The sequence below is a fragment of the Actinosynnema sp. NPDC004786 genome, assembly GCF_053601135.1.
This window is the reverse complement of the sequence record NZ_JBSGBG010000050.1, coordinates 25857-48682: the sequence shown is the minus strand read 5'-3', so window position 1 is coordinate 48682 and position 22826 is coordinate 25857. Positions and strand designations below refer to the sequence as shown.

General features: G+C 74.6%; 13 protein-coding genes. 5 read left to right on the top strand and 8 right to left on the bottom strand.

The window, feature by feature from the left end; genetic code table 11:
- Positions 1-2: 2 nt before the first annotated feature.
- From ACWEFJ_RS32865 to ACWEFJ_RS32855, 3 genes are all read right to left on the bottom strand, one after another.
- Complete coding sequence (locus tag ACWEFJ_RS32865) at positions 3-1856, bottom strand: hypothetical protein (RefSeq protein WP_449716118.1); 1854 nt, start codon at positions 1854-1856, stop codon at positions 3-5.
- A 1044-nt stretch (positions 1857-2900) separates the two neighbouring features.
- On the bottom strand, positions 2901-4232 hold the full coding sequence (locus tag ACWEFJ_RS32860; protein ID WP_449716117.1) for a toll/interleukin-1 receptor domain-containing protein: 1332 nt from the start codon (positions 4230-4232) through the stop codon (positions 2901-2903).
- 82 nt (positions 4233-4314) lie between these two features.
- Complete coding sequence (locus tag ACWEFJ_RS32855; protein ID WP_449716116.1) at positions 4315-5322, bottom strand: substrate-binding domain-containing protein; 1008 nt, start codon at positions 5320-5322, stop codon at positions 4315-4317.
- A 286-nt stretch (positions 5323-5608) separates the two neighbouring features.
- Here ACWEFJ_RS32855 and ACWEFJ_RS32850 point away from each other — a divergent pair, with 286 nt between their 5' ends.
- Positions 5609-6628, top strand: a complete 1020-nt coding sequence (locus ACWEFJ_RS32850) for a LacI family DNA-binding transcriptional regulator (protein ID WP_378092580.1) — start codon at positions 5609-5611, stop codon at positions 6626-6628.
- A gap of 147 nt (positions 6629-6775) precedes the next feature.
- On the opposite strand, the gene ACWEFJ_RS32845 is transcribed toward ACWEFJ_RS32850, so the two are convergent.
- Positions 6776-8386, bottom strand: coding sequence for a peptide chain release factor 3 (locus ACWEFJ_RS32845; RefSeq protein ID WP_449716115.1), 1611 nt, complete (start codon positions 8384-8386; stop codon positions 6776-6778).
- Positions 8387-8635: 249 nt separating this feature from the next.
- Here ACWEFJ_RS32845 and ACWEFJ_RS32840 point away from each other — a divergent pair, with 249 nt between their 5' ends.
- A complete protein-coding gene (locus tag ACWEFJ_RS32840; RefSeq protein WP_449716114.1) occupies positions 8636-9481 on the top strand; it encodes a DUF4082 domain-containing protein in 846 nt (281 codons plus the stop codon).
- A 5-nt stretch (positions 9482-9486) separates the two neighbouring features.
- Here ACWEFJ_RS32840 and ACWEFJ_RS32835 read toward each other — a convergent pair whose 3' ends face one another.
- From ACWEFJ_RS32835 to ACWEFJ_RS32825, 3 genes are all read right to left on the bottom strand, one after another.
- Positions 9487-10842: a cytochrome P450 gene (locus ACWEFJ_RS32835; RefSeq protein WP_378092586.1), complete on the bottom strand. Its 1356-nt coding sequence runs from the start codon at positions 10840-10842 to the stop codon at positions 9487-9489.
- Between the two features lie 35 nt (positions 10843-10877).
- Positions 10878-12461, bottom strand: coding sequence for a 4-hydroxyphenylacetate 3-hydroxylase family protein (locus ACWEFJ_RS32830; protein ID WP_449716113.1), 1584 nt, complete (start codon positions 12459-12461; stop codon positions 10878-10880).
- 359 nt (positions 12462-12820) lie between these two features.
- On the bottom strand, positions 12821-14680 hold the full coding sequence (locus ACWEFJ_RS32825) for a PLP-dependent aminotransferase family protein (RefSeq protein ID WP_378092590.1): 1860 nt from the start codon (positions 14678-14680) through the stop codon (positions 12821-12823).
- A 398-nt stretch (positions 14681-15078) separates the two neighbouring features.
- On the opposite strand from ACWEFJ_RS32825, the gene ACWEFJ_RS32820 reads away from it, so the two are divergent.
- Genes ACWEFJ_RS32820 through ACWEFJ_RS32810 form a run of 3 tightly spaced genes read left to right on the top strand, consistent with a single transcriptional unit; the run spans position 15079 to position 21737 of the window.
- Entirely contained in the window at positions 15079-18282 is a 3204-nt protein-coding gene (locus tag ACWEFJ_RS32820) for a hypothetical protein (RefSeq protein ID WP_449716112.1), read from the top strand.
- The gene (locus ACWEFJ_RS32815; protein WP_449716111.1) at positions 18272-20893 is read left to right on the top strand and encodes a CHAT domain-containing protein; all 2622 of its coding nucleotides are present in this window, start codon (positions 18272-18274) and stop codon (positions 20891-20893) included. Before ACWEFJ_RS32820 ends, ACWEFJ_RS32815 begins: the two co-directional genes overlap by 11 nt.
- The gene (locus ACWEFJ_RS32810; RefSeq protein WP_449716110.1) at positions 20877-21737 is read left to right on the top strand and encodes a toll/interleukin-1 receptor domain-containing protein; all 861 of its coding nucleotides are present in this window, start codon (positions 20877-20879) and stop codon (positions 21735-21737) included. Before ACWEFJ_RS32815 ends, ACWEFJ_RS32810 begins: the two co-directional genes overlap by 17 nt.
- On the opposite strand, the gene ACWEFJ_RS32805 is transcribed toward ACWEFJ_RS32810, so the two are convergent.
- Positions 21712-22665, bottom strand: coding sequence for a hypothetical protein (locus tag ACWEFJ_RS32805; protein ID WP_378092598.1), 954 nt, complete (start codon positions 22663-22665; stop codon positions 21712-21714). The genes ACWEFJ_RS32810 and ACWEFJ_RS32805 overlap by 26 nt on opposite strands.
- Positions 22666-22826: the final 161 nt, after the last annotated feature.

The following is a 22826-nucleotide window of genomic DNA, read 5'->3' as shown; positions in this document are numbered from 1 at the left end:
CGTCACCGCACCGGGCACCGGGCGTCGTCGGCCGGCAGCGCGTGCACGCACGTCGGCACGGTGCCCAGGTCGGCGATGTCGGCCAGCTCCAGCAGCGCCACGGGCCGCGACGCGCCGGTCCGGTCGACGTCGAAGGCGATCGGACCGGAAGCGCCCCGGTAGCAGCTGCCGCGCGCGGCGTCCCGGTCGTCCGGCGGGCACGAGAGCTCCCGCAGCTCCTGCCCGATGGCGGCGCGGTTCGGCGGACCGACGGCGGCGTCGTCGAGCGGCACCCCGGCGGCGTCGACCCGCTGCCGCTTGAACCGGTTCTCCTTGACCGCGTGCACGAACAGCCCCGCGCCGTCGTACGACACGCCGACGCGCTCGCCGATCCACGGCAGCACGGTGGCGTCCTCCTGGAGCCTGCGGCCGAACTCGCGCCACGCCGGGCGCCCGCCCGCGCCGGACCGCAGGTCCCGCAGGCCGGCGCACAGCCGGGACGGCTCGTCCGCGCCGTCCCGCTCCGGCGACAGGCACGTGCGGTTGCCCTGCACGACCGCGCTCGCCAGCGACACGTACGCCATCGACCGCCCGCGGTGCTTCTCCGTCCGCTTGCCGCCGTCGGCGACGAACCGCGACGTGGTGTCGTTGCCGACCACCACGGGGGTGCGGTCCTCGCACTCCTCGTACAGGGTGTCCAGGAATCCGTCGAAGTCGTACTCCCGGCCCGCGTAGTACGCGATCCGGCCGACCTCCGCGGTGTCGCAGCGCGGTTCGACCCCGCGCACCGGGCCGCGCCACGCCACCAGCCACGACTCGTCCGCGCCGAGGACTTCGTCCAGGCCCTGCCGCAACGTCTTCAGGTAGCTGTCGCCCTCGACGTCCGCGGGCTGGTAGACCGTCACCTCCTTGCCCAGCCGCCGCGAGTACTCGCGCAGCAGCGCGATCTGCTTCTCGTTGCCGGGCACGAGCTGGAAGTACAGCGGCGACCGGTCGGCGAGCCCCTGCCCGGTCAACGTGGTCGCCACCACCGGGATGCCCAGGTCGCCCAGCGCGCCGATGGCGCTCTCCGTCGCGGGCACCGTGCGCCCCATCCCGACGACGCCCATCGCGGTGCGGTCGCCGGCGAACAGCGGGGCCAGCAGGCGGTCCACGACGGTCCGGGCGTGCCGCATCTTGTGGCCGCCGTTGGCCACGACGACCCGCAGCAGCGGCAGGTCGCCCTCGGTGTTGTCGTGCGACTGCCGGATCAGCAGCCCGGTCAGCTCCTCGGTGATCGCGCCGGCCGAGTCGTCCGGCACGGTCGGGCTGGTCAGCTCGGCGAAGTACACCACGGTCACCAGGGGCCGGTGGTCGGACGCGGCGGCCAGCCGCTCGGCTTCCCGGTTCAGCTCGAAGATCGCGAGCTGGGCCTTGCGCAGCCGGTCGTCCTCGCCGAAGACCTGTGCCGCGCTGTCGCTGTAGCCGACGCACTCGCCGCCGTCCGGCGTGTCGACCCACTCCGCCGCCACGCCGGCGCGCGCGGACGGCAGGCAGTCCTCGACGATCCGGGCGACCAGCCACCTCCCGCCGGTCAGGCTCGCCGCGACCAGCGCCGACACCGTCACGGCGGCGATGAACGACCGGCGCGCGGGCACCGGGACGGGACGCGGGCGCAGCAGGCCGCGGTGGGCGTCCCAGGCGCGGCGGTCCCGCTCCCCCGGCCGGTCGCCGCCCGCCTGCGGCAGCGCGACGGTGATGAACCGCGCGTCCGGGCGCAGGGTCTGCCGGCGTGCCGGGAGTTCCCGGTACCAGTCGCGGATCTCGTCGGTGATCTCGCTCGCCGGCTGCGGCGTGCGGTGCGCGAGCCGGGCCGGCAGGGACGGGGACGTGGCCACGAAGAGCACCGGATCGTGCTCGGTGGACTGGTTGCGGACGTCGTTGACCAGGCCCAGCAGCTCCCAGCCGCCGTTGTCCTCCCGGACGTGTCCAGCAGCACCACGGTGTACGCGGTCCGGCGCCAGCGCCGCAGCCGCCACGTGCCCGGCCCGTACAGCTCGCGCAGGTCTTGCAGGAACGCGTGCACGAGGAGCTTCTTGAGCTGCGGCAGGTTCTCGTCGTCCTGCCGGCCGACGGTGAGGAGTTCGGCGAAACCGGTGAAGCCGGCCGAGTGCCCCGGCAGCATGAACGGCTGGCGCATCAGCCACCTCGGCTCGCCGCCGGTCACTCGCGAGCCGCGCGTCCACAGCCAGAACCGCAGCGGCCGGTGCCACGCGAACAGCAGGGACACCAGGAACCGCGCCGGGGCGGGCAGCGACGCCGAGACCTCGATCGCCGCCTGCCGGGCCGCCTCCGGGCGTTCCCAGCGCGCGTGCCACAGCCGCAGCAGGCGGGTGATGTCGGTCAGCTCGTTGCGGTTGTCGCCCTCGGTGAGCCGCCGGCCGGTGAGCCAGTCGACGAGGCGGTAGCGACGGAACCGGCTCGGCCGCAGGGCCCCGAACCGGTCGGCGGACAGCCGGTGCCGCAACTCGTCCAGCACGGGCAGCAAGGGGCTCCTGCGCCGCGGCGACGGGTTCTCGCCCTCCGCCGGCTCCCACCGCGCGGCGGAGGCGGCGATCGCCTCGTCCACGTCGACGCGGACGAGCGGGATCCGGGGCGGGCTCGCGTCGTCCACGAGCCTGGCCAGGTCGGTCAGGAAACCGTCCGCCCCGCCGCCGATCAGGCACAGCAGCGGCAGCGGTCGGTCGCCGCGCAGACCGCCGTGCCCGGACCCCGACCACCGCGGCCGCTCGCTCAGGTCCCTGACCGCCGACAGCACGGCGTACAGCCCGCGGAACACAGCCTTCGCCACCGACCCTCCTCCGTCCACCGACCCAGCGAGAACTATGCGGGCGCGACGGCGATCCGTCGCCGCAGTGATCGGGCCGGGTCGGGTCGGCGGGTCAGCCGCCCGTCGGGCGCGGGACGAGCAGGAGCCCGTCGTCGGTGCGCTCCACCACGAAGACCCGCCCGTGACGCCGTGCCATCGGGGACACCGCGAACCGCCGGCCTTCGTCGTCCACCGGGGTGGCCAGGCTCCGACCGGCGCAGTCGTAGGTCAGCGACAGGGTGAACGTGTGGGCGGCACGGGCGGCGGCCAGGCGCAGCGGCAGCGCGGTCCGACCCAGCGCGGGCACGACGACGCGGCGCGCGGTGAAGTACGCGCCCTGGTCGACCCCGTTCCCGACCGACCGGGCGAGCGGGAAGGGCGCGTCGAGGTCGAACGTGAGCCCGTCCTCGTTCCGCGCGGCGGCGGGGACGAGGAACGCCGTCCCCGCGACGACCGGCTCGTCCCGCTTGTCGGTGACGACCACGTCGCGCACGACGGCGTCGCGGTCGTTGGGGTTGCGCAGGTCCAGCACCACGACGGCGGGCTCCCCGTCGCCGCAGAGCAGGTAGGCCCCCGCGGTCAACCGGTCGCGGAGCAGGCCGTCCATGCCGGTCACGTCGCTCGGCAACCGCCCGGACCGGGCCAGCACGTCGGCGGCGCCCGCGTCGTCCTCGCGGAACGCGTGCGACCAGCCCTCACCGGACGAGCGCAGCGAGTCGACGCGCACCTCCAGGGGCCGGACGTCGTCGCCCCACCGGGGCGGCACGTGGACCGTCGCGTCCCGGCCCGCCTGGACCACCACGGCCGAGTCGGTCGCCCGGACGTGCTGCGAGACGCCGGTCGCCGGGCGTCGGGGCGTGGCGGGCGGCGTGGGGAGCGCGTGGTCCCGGCGGTCGAAGACCGGCGGCGGGCCGAGCGGCGGCTCGGTCTCGTCGGGCTGGTCGAGCAGGAACCGCAGCAGCGGCTCCGCGCCGGCCACGGTGAAGTCCTCCACGTGGTACACCGTCGACGTGGCCGGGGCCAGGAAGTCCGGCACGCCGTCGCGCGACTGGCCGGGCAGGACCACCGGCACGAACTTCTGCAGGTCGTCCTGCGCGGCGTAGAAGGCGTCCCGGATCAGCCGCGCCTCCCACTGCACCCCGCGTCCCGCGTCCGGTCCCTCCCGGCCCTCGGCGCGCCTGCGGTACTGCTCCGACGCCACGCACAGCACCACGTCGGCCTCCCGGACCTGCTCCCCCATCCACAGCGCCCAGTCCTGCCTGCGCTCGTTCGCGGTCCGGTCGAGCTTCGCGTCGACGCCGTGCCGGCGGAGGAAGATCCACAGGTTGCGCACCTGGTCCGAGTGCTCCGCGGACTCCTGCGCGTACGAGATGAACACCCGCTTGGGACGTGAATCCCCTCCCACACCCACCCCACCGGTTCGACGATCATTCACCGTCAACTCTAAAGGGGCGCGGCGCGGCCGAGGACCGGTCCCGACGACCTCGTCAGGAGCGGGGCGGCGCGGTGCTCTGCCGCACCACCAGCTCGGTGGCCAGCTCGACCCTCGGGTGCGGCGGGCGCCGACCGCGGGCGAAGGCGAGGACCATCTCCGCCGCGGCGGCGGCCATGTCGCGCAACGGCTGCCGGACCGTGGTCAGCGGCGGACCGCTCCACTCGTGGATCGACAGGTCGTCGTAACCGACGACGGACAGGTCGCGCGGCACCGACAGGCCCAGTTCGTGCGCCGCGCGCAGCACGCCCAGCGCCTGGTAGTCCGAGCCCGCGAAGATCGCCGTGGGCCGGTCGGGCCGGTCCAGCAGCTCCAGGCCGTGCCGGTAGCCGCTGGCGGCGCGGAAGTCGCCGTGGCGGACGTGGTCGGGCGGCGCCGACAACCCGGCGGCGGCCAACGCGCTCCGGAAACCCTCCACCCGGGCGCGGCTGCACGGCAACCGGGTCGGGCCGGAGATCACCGCGATGCGCCGGTGCCCCAGCTCGACCAGGTGCCGGGTCGCGGCCAGTCCGCCCGACCGGTTCGCCGAGCCCACGGCGGGGACACCCGGAGGCAGCTCCTGCGCGGTGTCCACGAAGACGAACGGGATGTCGGCCGCGGTCAGCCTCCGGCGCTGCCGCTCGTCCAGCTCGACCACCACCGGGATCACCCCGAGCGGACGGCGGTCGAGCAGGTCGTCGAACCAGTCCTGGCGGGGTTTGTGGTCGCCGTCGAGTTCCGACAGCACCAGCGCCGCCTGCTCGGCGGCCAGCACCCGCTCCACCCCGCGGATGATCTCCATGGCCCACTCGGAGTGGATGTGGTCGAACACCAGCTCCAGCAGCGCGGGCCGGGCCGGCCGCCGGACCCGCCCGGTCCGCGCCGGGTGGCGCTCGCCGGCGGCCGCCCCACCGGGCGTCCACGACGGGACGACGCCCGCCATCACGGGCTCGTCGGAGCCGCCGCGCCGCTGGTGGGGCACCCGCTGCGAGCCAACGCTCCACCAGTGCGGCGACGTGCTCATGCCTGTCCCTGTCCGCGAGATGGTCCTACGCACGATCAGGAGCGCGCGCGGGACGCCCGGTCCATCCGGCCGAACGCCACGCGCCGCGGTCCCCGACAACCGCAACTCCGACGTCCACGGTACGACGTGGAGCGGCGCGAGCCCGTTGAGACGCGATGTTGCGTGATGTTTCGTGGACCGGCGAGGTCGGCCGTTCGGCATTGACACATTTCGCCGCCCTGATCGAAACTTCAGCAGGCGTCGTCCCCGATCATGATCGTCGCCCCCTCCGCGGAAGGACAGCCCGGTGATCACCACACCAGACGGCGGCGGCGCGACGATCGCCCAGATCGCCGAGCTGGCCGGTGTCTCCGTCGCCACGGTCTCCAAGGTCGTCAACGGCCGGGCCGACGTCGCGCCCGACACCCGTGCCGCCGTGTGGAGCGTCATCCACGAGCACGGCTACCGGCGGCAGAAGAAGAAGGCCAACCGCGCCACCCTCGTGGAACTCCTCCTGCACGAGGTCAAGGGGCCGTACGGGATGGAGGTCATCAAGGGCGTCGAACGCGTCGCGGTCGAGCACCAGCTCGCCCTCGTCGTCTCCGAGCTGGAGGCCAGGCCCGCGCCGGGCCGCAACTGGATCGAGGCGGTGATCGGCCGGCGGCCCACCGGTGTCGTCGCGGTCTTCGCGGGCCCCGCCCGCGCCCAGCTCGACCAGCTGCGCAACCGCGGCATCCCGCTGGCGATCGTCGACCCGATCGGCGAGCCGGACCCCGACCTGCCGTCGGCGACCGGCGACAACTGGGGCGGCGGCCTGGCCGCGACCCGCCACCTGCTGCGCCTGGGGCACCGGCGCATCGCCGCCATCACCGGACCGCCGCTGTCGCTGCCGAGCCGGGCCCGCCTCGACGGCTACCGGGCGGCCCTGGAGACCGCGGGCATCGCGTTCGACCCCGACCTGGTCCGCGAAGGCGGGTTCCACCTGGAGAACGGCCTCGCCCACGGCCTGGACCTGCTGACCCGCCCGACACCGCCCACGGCGGTCTTCGCGTTCAACGACGCCCAGGCGATCGGCGTGTACCAGGCGGCCCACCGGCTGGGACTGCGCATCCCGGAGGACCTGAGCGTGGTGGGCTTCGACGACCTGCCGACCGCGACCTGGGCGATCCCGGCACTGACCACCGTGCGCCAACCACTGCGCGACATGGCCGCCACCGCCACCCGCATGGTGATCGACCTGGCCCACGGCACCACCCCCACCACCCACCGCTCGGTGTTCGCCACCGAACTGGTCGTCCGCGCCAGCACCGCCCCACCCGCCACCTGACCGCCCGCGCCCGAACGCCGCGCCTCGGCGGTGCGAGGGAGCCTCGACACGTCGGGCGGGTTGTAGAGGTCGCCGCCGACTCGGGCCGGCACGACCGACGCCGTCGCCCGGCCGGAACAGGTCCACGGCACGCCCCGGCGGACCGCGTCACTCGCCGCCCGCGACGAGCGGTTCGAGGGTGACCTCCGGGTGCAGGCGGCGCAGGACGGCCAGTGCGGTCGAGTCGGTGAACAGCGCCAGGTGGGTGCCGTCGGCGCGGGTCAGGACCTCGCTGCCCCGGCTGTCCACGACGGCCCGGTGGTCGGGGTCGGGCAGTCGGCGCGCGACCGTGTACGGCAGGCGTTCCAGGCGCACGGGCGACTTGAACTCGGTGTCCAGGCGGTAGGCGGCGACCTCGAACTGCATCGGGCCCACGGCGGCGAACACCGGTGAGCCCTCGCCTCGGCGCAGGGAGCGCAGGACCTGCACGACGCCCTCGGACTCCAGCTGGTCGATGCCCCGGCGGAACTGCTTGGCCCGGCTCAGGTCGGCCGGGCGGGCCACCGCGAAGTGCGCGGGCGCGAAGCTCGGCAGGCCCGGGAACCGCACGGCGGGCCGGCCGGTGTGCAGGGTGTCGCCCACGCGCAGGGCGGTGGCGTTGACGAGCCCGATCACGTCGCCCGGGTACGCGGTGTCCACTGTGGACCGCTGCTGGCCGAAGACCTGCTGCGCGTACTTGGTGGCGAACGGCCGCCCGGTCGTGGCGTTGGTGACCACCATGCCGCGCTCGAACACGCCCGAGCACACCCGGGCGAACGCGACCTGGTCGCGGTGCGAGGGGTCCATGCCCGTCTGGACCTTGAACACGAACGCCGAGAACGGCGCGTCCAGCGCCCGCGGCCGCGCCTCGACGTCCCGCCGCGGTTCGGGGCGCGGGGCCAGCTCCACCAGCAGGTCGAGCAGGTGCCGCACGCCGAAGTTCAGCACCGCCGACCCGAACAGCACCGGCGTGGCCGACGCGGCCAGGAAGCGCTCCCGGTCGAAGTCGCCGCCGGAGGCGGACATCAGCTCCGACTCCTCCACCGCACGCGTCCAGCGGGCGCCCTCCTCGGCCTCGGCGCTGGCCGGGGGCAGGCGGTCCTCCCCCGCCGCCGTGGCGCCGCCCGCGGTGCGGGAGTAGCGGGTGAAGTGCCCGTCACGGCGGTCCAGCACGCCCCGGAAGTCGCCCGCCTCGCCGACCGGCCAGGTCAGCGGCATGGGCTGGAGCCCGATGCGCTCCACCAGCTCGTCGCACAGCTCCAGCGCGTCGCGGCCCGGACGGTCCCACTTGTTGACGAAGGTGATCACCGGGATGCCCCGGTGCCGGCACACGTCGAACAGCTTCAGCGTCTGCGGTTCCAGGCCCTTGGCCGCGTCCAGCAGCATCACCGCCGAGTCCACGGCCGCCAGCACCCGGTAGGTGTCCTCGGAGAAGTCGGCGTGGCCGGGCGTGTCGAGCAGGTTGACCACCGCGTCGCGGTAGGCGAACTGCAACGCCGCCGAGGTGATGGAGATGCCGCGCGCCTTCTCCAGCTCCATCCAGTCCGACACCACGCCGCGCCGGCCCGCCTTGCCGTGCACCGCGCCCGCCTGCGAGATGACCCGCGCGTGCAGCGCCAACGCCTCGGTCACCGTGGACTTGCCCGCGTCCGGGTGGCTGATCACCGCGAACGTGCGCCGCCGACCCGCCTCCCGCAGCACTTCGGCGGGTGGTGCGGTCGACGGACCTGCGGCGGTCATGCGGGGCTCCCGGACTCGGCGGACGACCCGCGAAGCCTACGACCGGCCCGGCGCGCCCGACCGCCGGACGCCCGAAGCGGACCCCCGGCGGGGACAACGCCTCGCCGGGACGCGGCGGCCCCGAGCCGGCCGACAGGCGCACCCCGGTCCGGCCGCACGGAGCAGGGAGGCGCGACCGACCGGCCCAACGCGCGCCGACGAACCGGGATTCGGGGTAACGGACCCCTCGAAGGGGTCGATCCCGGAGAGGTGAAACGAACCCTCGCGTTGGCGACCGCCCTCGTCCTGTCCGGATCGGTCCTCGTCGGCACGGCCGCCGCCGCGCCGATCGCCGGTCCCCGCACGCCCTCCGCCGGTTCCACGGTCGCGGTGGGTGAGCCGGTGCTGATCGCGGGCACCGCCGCCAACGGCGAGTCCGGCGACGTCACGGGCGTCGACATCACCTTCGACGGCGGCGCGACGTGGTCGCCCACCGAGTACGGCGGCGAGCGGTGGCTCTACCGCCACACCCCGGCCGCCGAGGGCCCGGTCACCTACCACCTGCGCGCGTCCGGCTCGCAGGGCCCGGGCGCGGTCACCGGCCCGTACCACTTCTTCGCGGGCGGCTCGGCCGAACCGCCCGCGCTGGGCTGCTCCTCGTGCCCCCTGTTCCTGCCCGCGCTGCCCGACCGCCCGACGGTCGCCGACGCCGACCAGGCCGCCGTGGAGCTGGGCCTGCGCCTGAGCTTCGACCGGCCCGGTTTCGTGGCCGGCGCGACGATCCACCGCGGCGCCTACACCGGGCCGCTGACCGTGCACCTGTGGTCGGCGGACGGGGCGCTGCTCGCCCAGGCGGTCTCCGCGGCCGAGCCGTACGTCAGCACCGTCACGTTCCCGTCCCGCGTCCCCGTCGTCGCGGGCCGGGAGTACGTCGTCTCCTATTTCACCCCGGCGGGCGGGTACGCCTCGACCGAGGACTACTTCACCGGCGCGGTGGTCATCGCCCCGCACACCATGGCGAAGTCCGCCGGTGTCTACGCCTACGGCGGCGGGTTCCCCACCGAGACCTGGCACGACAGCAACTACTGGGTGCAGCCCCGGTTCGAGCTGTCCTGAGGCGGCTACCCCACGGCGGGCGTCCGGCGGGACGCCCGCATCCGCAGCCGCCGCGGCCGGATCACCGCGGCCGCGGCGGGCCGGACGTCCGACTCGCCGGGGAGGTGCTCGAACCGCCACCGGGCGACGATGGACGCGAGCGCCAACGTCGCCTCCATCAGGCTGAACCTGTCGCCGATGCACTTGCGCGCGCCGTTGGCGAACGGCACGAACGCGTGGCGCGCGGGTTTGCGCGCCGGTTCCCAGCGGTCGGGGTCGAAGCGGTGCGGGTCGGGGTGCAGGCGGGCGTCGTGGTGGATGGGGTACGGGCTGTAGGCGATGACCGTGCCCTCGGGCAGCCGGTGCCCGCCGAGTTCGGTGTCGGCGGTGGTCTTGCGGGTGAGGACGTAGACCGGTGAGCGCAGCCGCAGCGTCTCGGTGACGACGCGCCCGGTCAGCTCCAGGGCGTCCACGTCGTCCGGGCCGGCGGTGCGACCGGCCAGCACGGCGTCCACCTCCGCGTGCAGCCGCCGTTCGACGTCGGGGTGGCGGGAGATCAGGTGCAGCGCCCACGCGAGCGTGACCGCGGTCGTCTCGCTGCCCGCGAGGTGGAAGGTGAGCATCTGGTTCACCACCTCGGTGTCGGACAGCGTCCGCGCCGCGCCGGTGGACTCCTCGTCGTACCCGGCGAGCAGCGCGGACAGCAGGTCGCCGCGGTCGCCGCCCTCGCGCCTGCGGGCCGCCACGATCGACTCGACCGTGCCCCTGATCCTGGCGTGCGCCCGGTCGAACCGCACGTTCGCCGGGAACGGCACCCTGGTCAGCGCGCGGGGCATCATCATGCGCGGCAGGATGTCCGTGGCCAGCACGTCCGCGTCCTCCTGCGACTGCCTCAGCTCGGCGGGCGAGAGCGTGTCGGAGAACATCGTCGCGGTGAGCACGTTGGTGGTCAGCATGGTCATCTCGGCGGTCACGTCGAGCACCTCGCCGTCGTGCCACGCGTCCACCCGGGCGGCGATCTGCGCGGCCATCGTGCGCCCGTACGCGCCGAACCGGCCGACGTGGAACGCGGGCTGGAGCAGCCGCCGCTGCCGGCGGTGCTCGTGGTGCGGGCAGGTGGACAGGTTGTCGCCCACCACCTCCCGGACCCGCTCGGTGAACGGGCCGCCCTTGTCGAACGTGCGGTCGTCGCGGAACACCTGCTGGGCCAGCTCGGCGTCGCAGACGACGACCGCCTTGACCGGGCCGAGCGCGATCCGCACGAGCGGTCCCTGCTCGGCGAGCGAGCCGAGGAAGCCCAGCGGGTCGCGCATCATCGGCCACGCGTGCCCGACGACCGGCAGCCGTCCCCGGGCCATCGGGATCCTGGTCGACCGGTCCACTGGGCGCTCCTCCCGTGCGGGGGTGGTGGTGCGGGTCAGAACCTGCCGATCCGGTTGACGTCGTCCGGGTTGACGAGGTCGGGCGCGGTCCAGCCGTCGAGGTCGTACTCGGACAGGCACAGTTCCGCGAAGTCCTCGTAGGCGCGGGTGAGGCCCATGGCGTCCTGGGCGGCCAGGATCTCGGTGCGGACGGCCTCGTGGTTGCCGGCGTAGTTCCGCTCGTACAGCTCGTGCCGGCCGCCGAACTCGGACCCGATCGCGTCCCAGAGCAGCTTCATCACCTTGACGCGCTCGACCGACCCGTAACCGTTGGAGCCGCGGACGTACTTGTCCAGGTACGGCCGGACGTCGGCGTTCTTGAAGTCGGCGGCGTGCGAGTTGAGGTAGATCAGGCCGGCGCCGAGGTCCTGCTGGATGATCTCCTTCACCCGCGGGTAGCCGACGGTCATGAACCAGCGGTAGGCGAGGCCGGAGTTCACGTTCGGCTGCACGGCGTCGCCGACCCACGGGTCGGGGTTGTGGGCCATCGAGTCCGTGAGCGCCCACATCATCGTGCGCCAGGCGAGCACCTCGCCGATCCGCGACTGGACGCCGCGGAAGTCCCGCGTGCCGGTGATGGACAACGCCTTGAGCAGCAACCCGGCCAGGAAGTCGAGCTTCACCGCGAGCCGCGTGCACCCCTGCAACGTCAGGCGGGACACGAAACCGGAGCCCGCGACGAAGTTGTTGGTCTTCTCCACGTCGCCGTAGACGAACACGTTCTCCCACGGCACCAGGACCTTGTCCAGGACGAAGATCGTGTCGTTCTCGTCGAGCCTGCTCGACAGCGGGTGGTCGAACGGGCTGCCCATGACGGCCGCCGACATCGTGTAGGACGGGCGGCAGATGAGCTTCATGCCGGGCGAGCCCATGGGGATGGTGCAGACCAGCGCGAACTCGCGCTTCTTCAACGGCATCCCGTAGTGGGCGATGAAGTTCAGGTGGGTGATCGCCGAGCCGGTGGCGACGACCTTCGCGCCGCTCACCACGAGCCCGTTGTCGGTCTCCTTCTCCACGTGCACGAACACGTCGGCGACCTCGTCCGGCGGGCGGGAGCGGTCGACCGGCGGGTGGTTGATCGCGTGGTTCCAGTAGAGCACCTTCTCCTGGGACTCCCGGTACCAGCGCAACGCGTTGTCCTGGTAGGGGTGGTAGAACTCGGAGTTGGCGCCCAGGGTGCCGAGGAAGGCCGCCTTGTAGTCGGGGCTGCGGCCCATCCAGCCGTAGGTGATGCGCGCCCACTGCGCGATGGCGTCCCGGTCGCCGACCAGGTCGGCGGCGGTGCGCGCGGTGCGGAAGAAGCGCATCGTGTAGCCGCCGTTGCCGGTGTCGGTCGGGCGGGTCAGGACGTCGCGGGTCGCGTCGTCGTGCAGGGCGTCGTAGAGCCGTGCGGTCATCCGCACCGGGTTGCGGAACGCGGGGTGGGTGGTGACGTCCCGGACCCGCTCGCCGTACAGGTAGATCTCCCGGCCGTCGCGCAGGCTCTCGATGTACTCGTCGCCGTTCAGGGGGCGCGCGCCGGGGTTCTCCGGCGCGGCGGCACGGGGTCTGTCGGCGGGTTCGGACTCGGTCCGGGTCATGGACGGGTCCCCTCGGTGGGAGCGGCAACGACAGCCGAGCGTCGCGCCGCCCGCCCGTGACGGTCAAGGGGAGTCGCGCCAACGGGTTCGGTCACTCCGGGTGCACGTCGGGGAACGGCTCCCGGCGGGGTGCGGGCGGGCCGGCGCGACCCGACCGCGCGGGAGCGGCTCGGCGCCGGCAGGGGGTCGGGCGGCGCCCACCGGGGACCCACCCGCGCCCGCCGCCGTGGGCACGCCGGCGCCGTCCTTGCCCATCGGGGCCTCGCCCGGCGGCCGGCGCCCGACACCCGGCCGCGGCGGTCGGCCCGCCGGGTGTTGCCGCCGTGCCCGCGGCGGGCTGTCCTGCGACGTGCCGGCCGTCACTGGAACCCGCGGCCGATGACCGGGACCAGGGCCAGCGGCCGCACGTCGGCGGCGAAGGTCGGCGCGCCCGCCCGGCGCTCCGGTCGCGGCTCCGGTTCGGGGCGGTCGAAGGCGCCCTCCGCGAACAGGTCCTCGATGAACGCGTCCACCTTCTCCTCCGTCACCGACGGCATCGCGAAGACGTGCGCGTAGTGGCGCAGCTCGCCGGAGTTCATCAGCATCGGCTGGCAGGACAGCGACCACTTCCCGACCACCGCGTCGTTCGGCTGCCGGAAGCGCACGGTCAGGGCCATCGGGCTGCGGTCCACGTACAGGCCGCCCTCGGGCAGCCGGTCCTCCCGGTCCAGCCGGTCCTCCAGCTCGCGCAGCGAGCTCTCCAGGTACCGGGTGACGCGCAGCGCCCGCACCGCGGCGGCCGCGTGCTCGCGGATCGACTTGGACGCCAGGTGGTTCCACAGCACCAGCGGGGACAGGCCGTTGCGCGACCCGGCGAACGTGGTGTCGGGCGACCCGGTGTAGGCGGGTTTCGCGGGCGGCTCGACCCGGAACTTGTTCTTGGTCATGAACACGCCGCACGGCCACGGCGCGCCCGGCCACTTGTGCCCGCTCATCACCAGGGAGCTGACCACGTCGACGCCGTGGACCTCCAGCCCGAAGTCGAACTCGGGGATCTTGCCCTTGATCTCCCGGTGGAGCTGGATCGCCAGCTCGCTGCCGCGCTCCTCGGCCGCCGCGATCCGCAGGAACGGCATGAACCCCGCGCCCAGCGCGCCGTCCACGTGCACCCAGAAGCCGCGGCGGCGGTCGGTGTGGCCCGGCTCGAACTCGATCTCGCGCTCCAGCAGGCCGTGCTCGGCGAAGATCGGCACGAGCCGGCTCGCGACCTTCTCCACGTTGTCGTACGCGCCCTTGAAGGTGGTGCCGAAGTTGAGCAGCAGCAGGATCGGGTGACCGCGTTCGGCGAAGAAGCGGACCAGCCGCTCCAGCTCGTCCACGTCGATCTCGCCGCTGCCGTCCGCGCCGCCCTTGGACGGCACCTCCATCGGCCACTCGTCGGCGATCGGGCACTGCCCGGGGTACTCCCGCCTGCCCACCGCCGCGAAGGTGTCGATCGCCAGCGTCCGGACGGCCTTGATCACCGAGTAGTGGGTGTCCTCGGAGTAGAACGCGACGGGCCGGTAGGCGTTGTCGTCCCGGCCGGGCGCGCCGTCGTCCCCGGTCGCGGGTGACGGGGCCTGCACGAACACCATCTGCGACACCGCCCGCCCGTCCTCGCCGGGCTCGGAGATCAGCTTCCTGCCCGACAGGTAGTCGCGGGCACTGGCCAGCGCGTACAGGTTGCCTTCGGTGGACCCCATCGTCAGCACGTAACCCCAGTAGCTCTCGGGGTTGTCGGCGTCGTACGGCCACGACGCGCGCCACAGCGAGGCGTAGTGGTCGAGCACGGCACGTTCCACGATCTTGGTGTTGATCTTGTAGTTGCCCTGTTGGAACGGGTCGCCGATGTTGTTCAGGTGGAACTCCAGGAACCGGGCGAGGTCCTGCTGGTAGTGGGCCATGTCCTGGTTGCCCTGGAAGCCGACCATGGTCGCGTGCTTGCCGACCAGGTAGGTCTCCAGCCGGTTCAGGGCGCGCTTGCGCTGCTGCGGGCTCAAGCCGTCGGCGGGGATCTCGAACTCCCCGATCTCCAGTTCCGGGTCGGTCGGGTAGACCTCCCGCGGGTCCTGGGCGGGTTGGGCGATGACCGACGCGCGGCCGTCCCCCAACCCGGCCGAGGTCAACAACGACGACCACGTCGCGTCGTCCGGGCCGTAGGGGAAATCGGCCTGCCGCGACCCGTCGGAGTGCCCGCTCATGGCGTCCTTTCCTCGACTTCGGTGTGCGTCGGAGCGTGCCACCGCCCGGACCGGGAACCTCAAGCCGGGCGATCAGGTTCGCCGGTCCGTGGTGGAGGTTCACCCCGTCGGCGGCGTCGGGCGCACGCCGAGCGTGATCGCATTCCCGCACGGGTCCCGCTCGTCCACCCGGATGGCGACCGACCGCTCCCCTTTCGGGTTTGCACAGCTCGGCGGACCACACCGCCGCGGCGTTGTCCGCACGAATCGGGCGAACCCCGTGCGAATCGCGCCCGCCGGACAACTTGCGGACACAAAAGTGACAGGAATTCGAGGCGGCCGGAGGGCCGATCGAGCGCGGCTATGCTGTCGATCACCATTCCACCCGTGCCATTCCCGCAGGCCGGAGGACCGCCGCCATGCGCACTCGGCTCCACGCGACAATCACCCTGTTACTCGCGGCGCTGGTGCTCGCGAGCTGCACGTCGGGCCCGGAGGAACCAGCGCCCGGACCGCCCGAGTCGGCCGATTTCGTGATGTCCTACGCGGCGGCCGCGGACCGGCTCGGCGCGCTGGACCAGGTGGAGGCGCAGGAGCAGTTGCGGGACTGGGCGCGCACCGCGCTCGCCGCGCACCTGGAACTGGGCGCCGCGGCCTTCCGCGACACCGCCTACGACACGCTGCCGATCCGCGACGGCGGGTTCAGCGACCTCGCCCGGCAGGACACCGGTCCGGGCCGGGCCCTGTTCGACGGCGAGACGCTGCACCTGCTCGTGCCGCGCGACGACCCGCACCGCTCCCGCACCCTCGGGCAGCTGCTGGACCAGCACCGCACCGACTCCGGCGGCGACCCGCGGCAGGTCCGCGTCCACCCGTACGCGGTGCACGCCGAGACGTCCACGATCGACATCACCGCCGAGGAGCCGATGTCGTCGGCCGACTTCCGGGCCGCGCACGGCTACGTGTCGATGCGCGTGGACGACCGGGCGGCGCTCGAGGACTTCCTCGACCGGACCGAACTGCTCTCCACGCTGGAGACCCGCGACGGCGGGATCGTGGCGTCCGGCTGGAACTGGCCCGACGTCGCCGACGCCGAGCTGACGCTGGAGGAGGTCTCCACGCTCCAGCGCGGCTACCTGCGGGGTTCGCCGACCCCCGGCTTCTCGCTCGACCCGGGTCCGCCGGAGACCGCCGAGGACCTCCGGGCGGTGCTGCCGAACGTCAGCGGCGAGCTGGTCGACCGCGTGCTGGGCGACTACTGGGACGGCTCGCTGTTCACGTCGTCCGACGACCTGGCCGCGTACGTCGAACTGGCGCTGTACGGGAACGGCCTGTCCGCGGCCGAGCTCGGGCAGCTCGGCCTGACCGACGACCGGGTCCAGCTCTGGGCCCTGCTCGCCGCGATCAACGGCCGGTCGGTCTACAGCCAGGCCCGCTACGACGGCGGCCTGGCGGGCACCACCGTCGGCGCCACCCTCTTCTACACCGACTACGTGGCGAAGGACTGGGCCAACGGCGTGGGCACCGGCGTGCCCGCGCAGGCCGTGGCGGGGTTCGTCCCCGACCCCGAGGCGCGCACGCCGTGGAGCCACTGCGACACCACCACGCTCAGCGAGAGCGGCCGGCTGTGGCTGGGGCAGAACGACGCGGCGTTCTCGTTCGACGACCGGGCGATCAGCATCGGCGCGCAGTCCACCCGGTTGTTCTCCCGGTCCGACGGCGACGACGGCGGCGAGGTCGAGCCGAGCTACGCGTTCGGCCGCGGCCTGAAGTGGTGGGACCGGCACTACCAGGCGGTGGCCGACTACGAGCCCCAGTACCAGCGCCTGGACCACATCATGAGGTGGAGCGGGGCGCTGGAGTGGCTGGTCGCCAAGACCTCGGCCCGGCTGCCGCAGCTCGACGACTCCGAGATCCGGTCCGACCTCACCTTCGCCCAGTGGTACGCGGGCAACCAGGACCTGCGGGAGCGGTCGCCGATCCGGTTCGTCACCCCGCCCTCGGCCACCCAGGAGGCGGTGGTCCCGGCGCCGTCGCGGACGTTCGAGAGCTGCGGCTACCACATGATCTCCGGCGGCGTGTCGCTGGGCGACGTGATCTCGCGCAAGGGCGGCGAGGCCGGCCGGGCGGACCTGCCCGCGCAGGTCAACCGGGCCGGCGTGAGCGGCGGGTCGAGCTTCGACACCGCGACCGGCTCCGGCACGGTGAAGCGGGAGGTGCGGGACGCCGACGGAACCGTGGCCGCGAGCGTGGAGCACCACGTCGAGACCCGGGGCGACACCGTCACGACCACGACCCGGAGCAGCCCGCGCGAGGTGGTGTCGCTGGGCGGCCTGAAGCTCGTGCTGGACGGCGAGCGCACGGTGCGCCACGAGGTGGACGCCGGTGGCGGCCGCGTCACGCAGCGGCTCTCGGACCTCGGCCACGACAGCGGCGAGCTGACCGCGGTGAAGGACCGGGGCGTGGTCACGGTGCAGTGGCGGCGCGGGGTCATGGAACGGGCCCGCACCCTGCTCGACTCCCTGCAGAACCGGTTGGCCGCGTCACCGGGCGACACCCTGCCGCCGGTCGAGGACGGTGTGCTGCAGACGTTCCGGGACGCGAGCGGCGCGGTGGAGCACCGCGTGGACGGCCAGTGGTCGGTGCGCGTCGGCGGCGACCAGCCGCCGCCCGGCGACGTGACGTTCCGGCTCGGCGCGCCCAGCCCCGGCGGCGGCGACCCGCGGTTCTACTACGGCACCATCCACCGGCACGGCGACCCGCCCGCCGACGGCTGGGTGGACGTCACACCCGCCGCCGCCGAGCAGGCCGCCGTCGCGGTGCCGGCGGACCGGCCGCCGGCCGACGCCCGGTCGCTGCGCGTCACCGCGCCGGATGGCCGGGAGTCCACCGTGCACCTGGTGGACGGCCACGCGCGCTACCCGGCGGGTGACGCGGTCCTCGACGCCACGCCGGAGGGCATGGCGCTGACCGCCGCGCTGCCCCACGTGCTCCAGGCGAGGGACGCCGCGGCGGCGGCCGGGGACGGGCTGTTCCGGCCGGTCCGGCTGTCGGAGGACGGCCTGGCGCTCGTCGGCGAGGCGGAGGTCAGGCTCCTGTGGCCCGACGACGCCTGGTCCATCCGGGTCCGCGCCGCCCTCGTCGGCGACGCGACCCGCGACGTCGTGGTGCGGTTCGACGGCGACGTGGCGCTGCTGGTCGACCGCGGGCCGCTGCAGGTCGGCCCGCGACGGACGATCACGCTGGGCGAGGCCGTCGAGCAGTCCTCCGGCGACGTGTACGCGCACGAGGGCCTCCGCGCTTCGCTGACCGTGGAGCACGGCCGGATCGTGGCCGCCGCGATCCCGCGCGACCTGAAGGTGCGGGTGCGGGAGGCCGTCGTGGTGGGCTCGGCCGCGCTCGACGTCGTGACCCGGCCGGACGTCCGGTCGCACGGCGGCGCGGAGTGGCTGCGGCTCGACCGGGCGGTCCGCCCCGTGGGCACCGGCAACAACACCACCGTGTCGGCCTCGCCCGCGCCGACCGCCGCGCCGGGCCGGGACGTCACCGCCGGCGCGGGTGCGACCATCCTGCTGGTCTGCCCGGACACCGACGACGCGCCGGCCGGGTGCGATGAGGACTGAGTTCGAGGTCGACCCGGACGGCGCGCTCGGACGGGCGCTGGGCGCGGCGCGGCGGGCGGTCGACCGCGCCGACGCGGGCCGGGTGGACGCCGCCTACGAGACCGTGTTCGAGCTGGCGGACGACGTGCTCCGCGAGGCGGTCGCGCTCGACCACGTGGCCGCGCTGCTCGCCCTGGGCGCGGTCACGGCGGCGGAGCGGCGGTGCGCGGAGTACGCCGAGCCGCTGGGCCACGACCACGTCGGGTTGCGGTTGCTGCGCGCCGAGGTGCGCGCCGCCGCCGGGGACCAGGCCGGTGCGGGGGCCGACGTCACGGCGGTCCGGGCCGCGCTCGTCGGTGGAGGGGCGCTCGACGCCGAGGACCACGCGCGGCTGCTGCGGCTGGAAGGGCTGGTCGCGGCCGACCGGGGCGACCTCCCGCTCGCGGAGCGGAAGCTGACCGGGGCCCGCGCCGCGTTCCTGCGGCTGGACCACGAGCGCGGCGTGGCGGGGGTCGACGGCGACCTGCTCGCGCTCGCCGTGCGGCAGGGCGTGGCGTCGGCGGTGTCGGACGCGGTGGCCGGGCCGCCGCCGCGCACCACGGCCGAGTACCTGCTGCGCGCCCTGGCGTTGCGGCGGGAGCTGCGGTACGGGGAGGCGTGCCGGACGTTGCAGGACTGCCTGGAGCGCACCCAGGTCGATCCGGCGCTGAGGTTCCCGGTGCTCGCCGAGCTGGTGACGACGGCGTGGCTGACCCGCCGGCCGGAGCTGGCCGCGCGGCTGCGCCCGCTGCTGGTCGAGGCCGCCGCGCAGGCGCCCGACCCCGTCGCGGCACGGCAGGAGGCGGACCGCCTCTTCCCCGACGGGCCGGCCGGACCGCCCGGCTCGCCCCGGTTCGGGCGACGGGTCGAGTACGCCCGCCGGCTCGTGCTCGCCGGGCGGGTGTCCGAGGCCGAGGAGCTGCTGGTCGAACTGCGCGACCAGGCGAACGGCGACCACGACGCGGCGATCTGGCACCTGACCGCCGGCGAGCACGAGTGGGCCAGGCACCGCGGGTCCGGCGACGCCGCGTTCCTCGACGAGGCGGTCAAGCACTGGGAGGCCGCCGCCGCGCGGGCGTCCTCGACGGCGCTCACCGAGGTCCGCGAGTACGCGTTGCGGCTGCTCGGCCGGGCGCTGTTCAAGCTCGGGGACGACGACCGGGCGGACGCGTGCTGGGTGGAGGCGCACCGGCTGGAGGAGCGGGTGGCGCGGTTGCAGGGCGACGAGCTGCGGGCGCGGATGCTGCTGTCGGCCGCCGACGAGCACGACGAGCGCATCCGGGCGGCGCACGACGCGGTGACCGACGACCGGCGGCACGCCGTGGCCGGGATCGCGGTCGCGGTGGAGCACGCGCGGGGCGCGACGATCCTGGACGTGCTGCGGTCCGACCGGCCCGCCCCGCCACGCGACCTGCCGCGGGTCAGCGACCTGGACGGCGCGTGGCGGTGGGTCGGCGGGGTGACCCGGGACCTGCCGAGGTCCCAGGTGGTGTGGATGCTGCACGCCACGCCGGACCGCGTGCACCACGTGGTGCTCGGTCGCCGCACGATCCGCCACTGGTCGACGCCGGTCGACCGGCAGCGGCTGGTCGAGGCGGTGACCGGGCTGAAGGCGTGGTGGGGCGCGGACGTCCTGGACCTGGGCGTGCACACCGGCGAGTTCGACCGCTGCCTGGACCGGATCGCCGGGTTGCTCGGCCTGGCCCCGCTGGCGGCCGAGCTGCCGCCGGGGGTCGACCGGATCGCGGTGGTGGCGGGTGGGGTGCTGTCCGACGTGCCGTTCGCCGCCCTGGTCCTGCCCGACGCCGGGGGACGGCGGCTCGGCGACCGCTTCGCGTTGTCGGACCTGCCGTGCCTGTCCGCGCGCCGGCCGCTGCGCCGCCGGTCGCGGTCCCGGCGCGGCGACCGGGCGCTGGTGGTCCGCCCGCCGGGCGCGCTGCCCAGCGCGGCCGGGGGTGGCGCCCGCGGCGAGGTGCTCGCCGAGCACCTGACGACCGCGGCGGGGCTGCGTGCCGAGCTGGCGCGCCGCCCGTACCACCGGGTGCGCATCGACAGCCACGGCGCGCACGACCGGGACGACCCGGACCGGTCGTGGCTCCAGCTCCGGCCGGCGGGCCCCGCCGGCCGGTTGCGGTCCGACGACCTGCGTCGGCTCGACCTGAGCCGCTGCGGCACGTTCGTGCTGGGCGCGTGCGAGTCCGGGATGGCGAACCGGGTCGGCCGGGACGAGCCGGTCGGTCTGGTGCGGGCGGCCCTGGAGGCCGGCGCGGCGGCGGTCGTCGCGGCCCGGTGGGTGGCCGACGACGCGGTCGCCGCGACCGTGCTGGACCGGTTCGAGCACTACACCCGCTACCTGCCGCGCGACGTCGCGCTCAAACGCGCCCAGGACGACGTCGTGCGCCACCGCGTCGTCGTCCAGGCCCACGACGAGGCCGAGGACGCGTGGAAACCGCTGTCCGACCAACACCACCCGGCGCGGTGGTCCTGCTGGACCGTCTACGGCGACCCCGGGTGGCAGACCTCGGCCGGGCCCGTGCGCCGGGCGCTGCGCCGCACCACCGACCACTGGAGGCGTCGTGCCGCACACCGCTGAACCACCGAAGGTGTTCCTGTCGTTCGCCGGGAACGACCGCGAGTCGGCCCGGCTGCTCGCCAAGGAGCTGGGCGCGCGCGGCCTCACCGCGTTCGTGGACGAGCTGAGCATCCAGCCCGGCGCGGACCTGCTGCTCACCATCAACCGGGCCATCGACGAGTCGCAATTCTTCGTGCTGCTGTGGTCGAAGCACACGGTCAACCGCAAGTGGGTGGCCGCCGAGTGGACCGCGGCGCTGGCCCGCGACCTCGACCAGCGGCGCTGCTTCCTGTTCGTGGTCCGGCTGGACGACACCCCGCTGCCGACCCTGCTCGCGCCGCGCAAGTACCTCGACGCGGGCGGCGACCTGATGCGCGTCGCGGCGACCCTCACCGAGGTGTGGCGGGGCGACGTCGCCGTCGGCACGCCGGTGCTGCCGCCGCCCGGCCGGCCCGCCGCCACCGGCCCGACGATCACGCTGTACGTGCGCAACCGGGCGCTGGCCGTGGCGCACGCGGTCGACGTGCCCGCGGCGGCCACCGGCCGGGACCTGAAGAACGCCGTGCGGCTGGCGCTCGCGCTGCCCGACGAGGAGACGAAGTTCGACGGTGCGCTGGGCCTGCGGTTCGACTACGGGCTGGTGCGCGACGGGACGCCGATCCCGGACGGGCCCGCGGCGGTGGCCGGCCTCGCCGACGGCGACACGGTGGACCTGGAGGTGCGGGTCGAGTCGTTCGGGCCGGACGGCACGTTCGCGAAGTCGACCTACCGGCCGGGGTCGCCCGGCGGCCTGCCGCCGGAGATGGTGCGGACGCTGGTGGACTCGGCGTTCCACCACCTCATCCCGCGCCGTCGGCCCACGTGATGCCGTAGGACAGGTTCGGCTTCAGGTCGGTGAACGTCAGGTGCACCTCGCCGCAGGCGTCCGCGGCGACCCGGGACCGGCTCGACTCCGGGTCGCCCAGCTCGATCGGCAGCGTGTCCCGCAGCCGCCAGATCACGCCGGGCGCGCGACCGGGCCCGAACCGGACGTGGAGCCGGAACACCGCGCACGGGTAGCGCGGCGTGCACACGTAGTACGGCGCGATGCCGCGCTCCGGCGAGAGCCTGATGCGGATCGCGTACTCGTGCTCCTCGTCGCGCCGCAACGGTTCCGGCGGGCGCAGCGCGAACCCGATCCGGTTGGTGGACTGGCGGGCGCGGCTGGTCAGCACGCCGCCGTAGAGGACGTCCAGGCCGACGTCGTCCAGCGGGCCCCGGCCGGGGTCGGGCGGCTCCACGGTGACCGACAGGCCGATCTCGTCCAGCCCGTCCCGCTCGGCCACGATGCGCCGCCGCTCGACCACCTCCGGCACCGGCAGGTCGAGCACCACGGCGGCGCTCAGCTCGGCGGTGCGCCACGGCAGGTCGGGCTCGGGCCGGCGGAGGTCGGGGTCGAGCGCGCGTTGCGCGATCCGCAGCAGCGCGTCGTCGATCCGCCGGCGCGCGGTGCGGTCGTCGCGGTCGATCCGCAGCGCCAGCGACCGGACCCGCTCCCGGTGCAGCCGGGCGTCGTGGCCGAGGCCGAACGCCAGGTGCGCGGCCTCCTTCAGGTCCTCGGGCAGGGCGCGGGCGTGCGCGGTGAGCCAGTCCCGGAGCCGTCGCCTCACCTGGGCGGGCCCGTCGTCGTCGGCGACGCCGACGAGCCGGCCCAGCGCCGGCCCGACCCGGGCGTCGAGGTCGGCGCTCTCGATCCCCCGGCCCTTGCGCAGCGCCTTCAGCTCGGCGACGAGCCCGGCCACGTTGATCTCCACCCCGCACCTCCCCTGCGTACCGACGCTCGGCACAGGGTGCCACGAGCCGATCCGCGACCGGGGCCGGTCGGGCGGTGTTTCCGGGTTTCCGGTTGTTTCCCGCGCCCGGAAACCCCTGCCGCCGGCCGGCCGCGCCCGACATCCTTGCGGTGGTCGGGAAA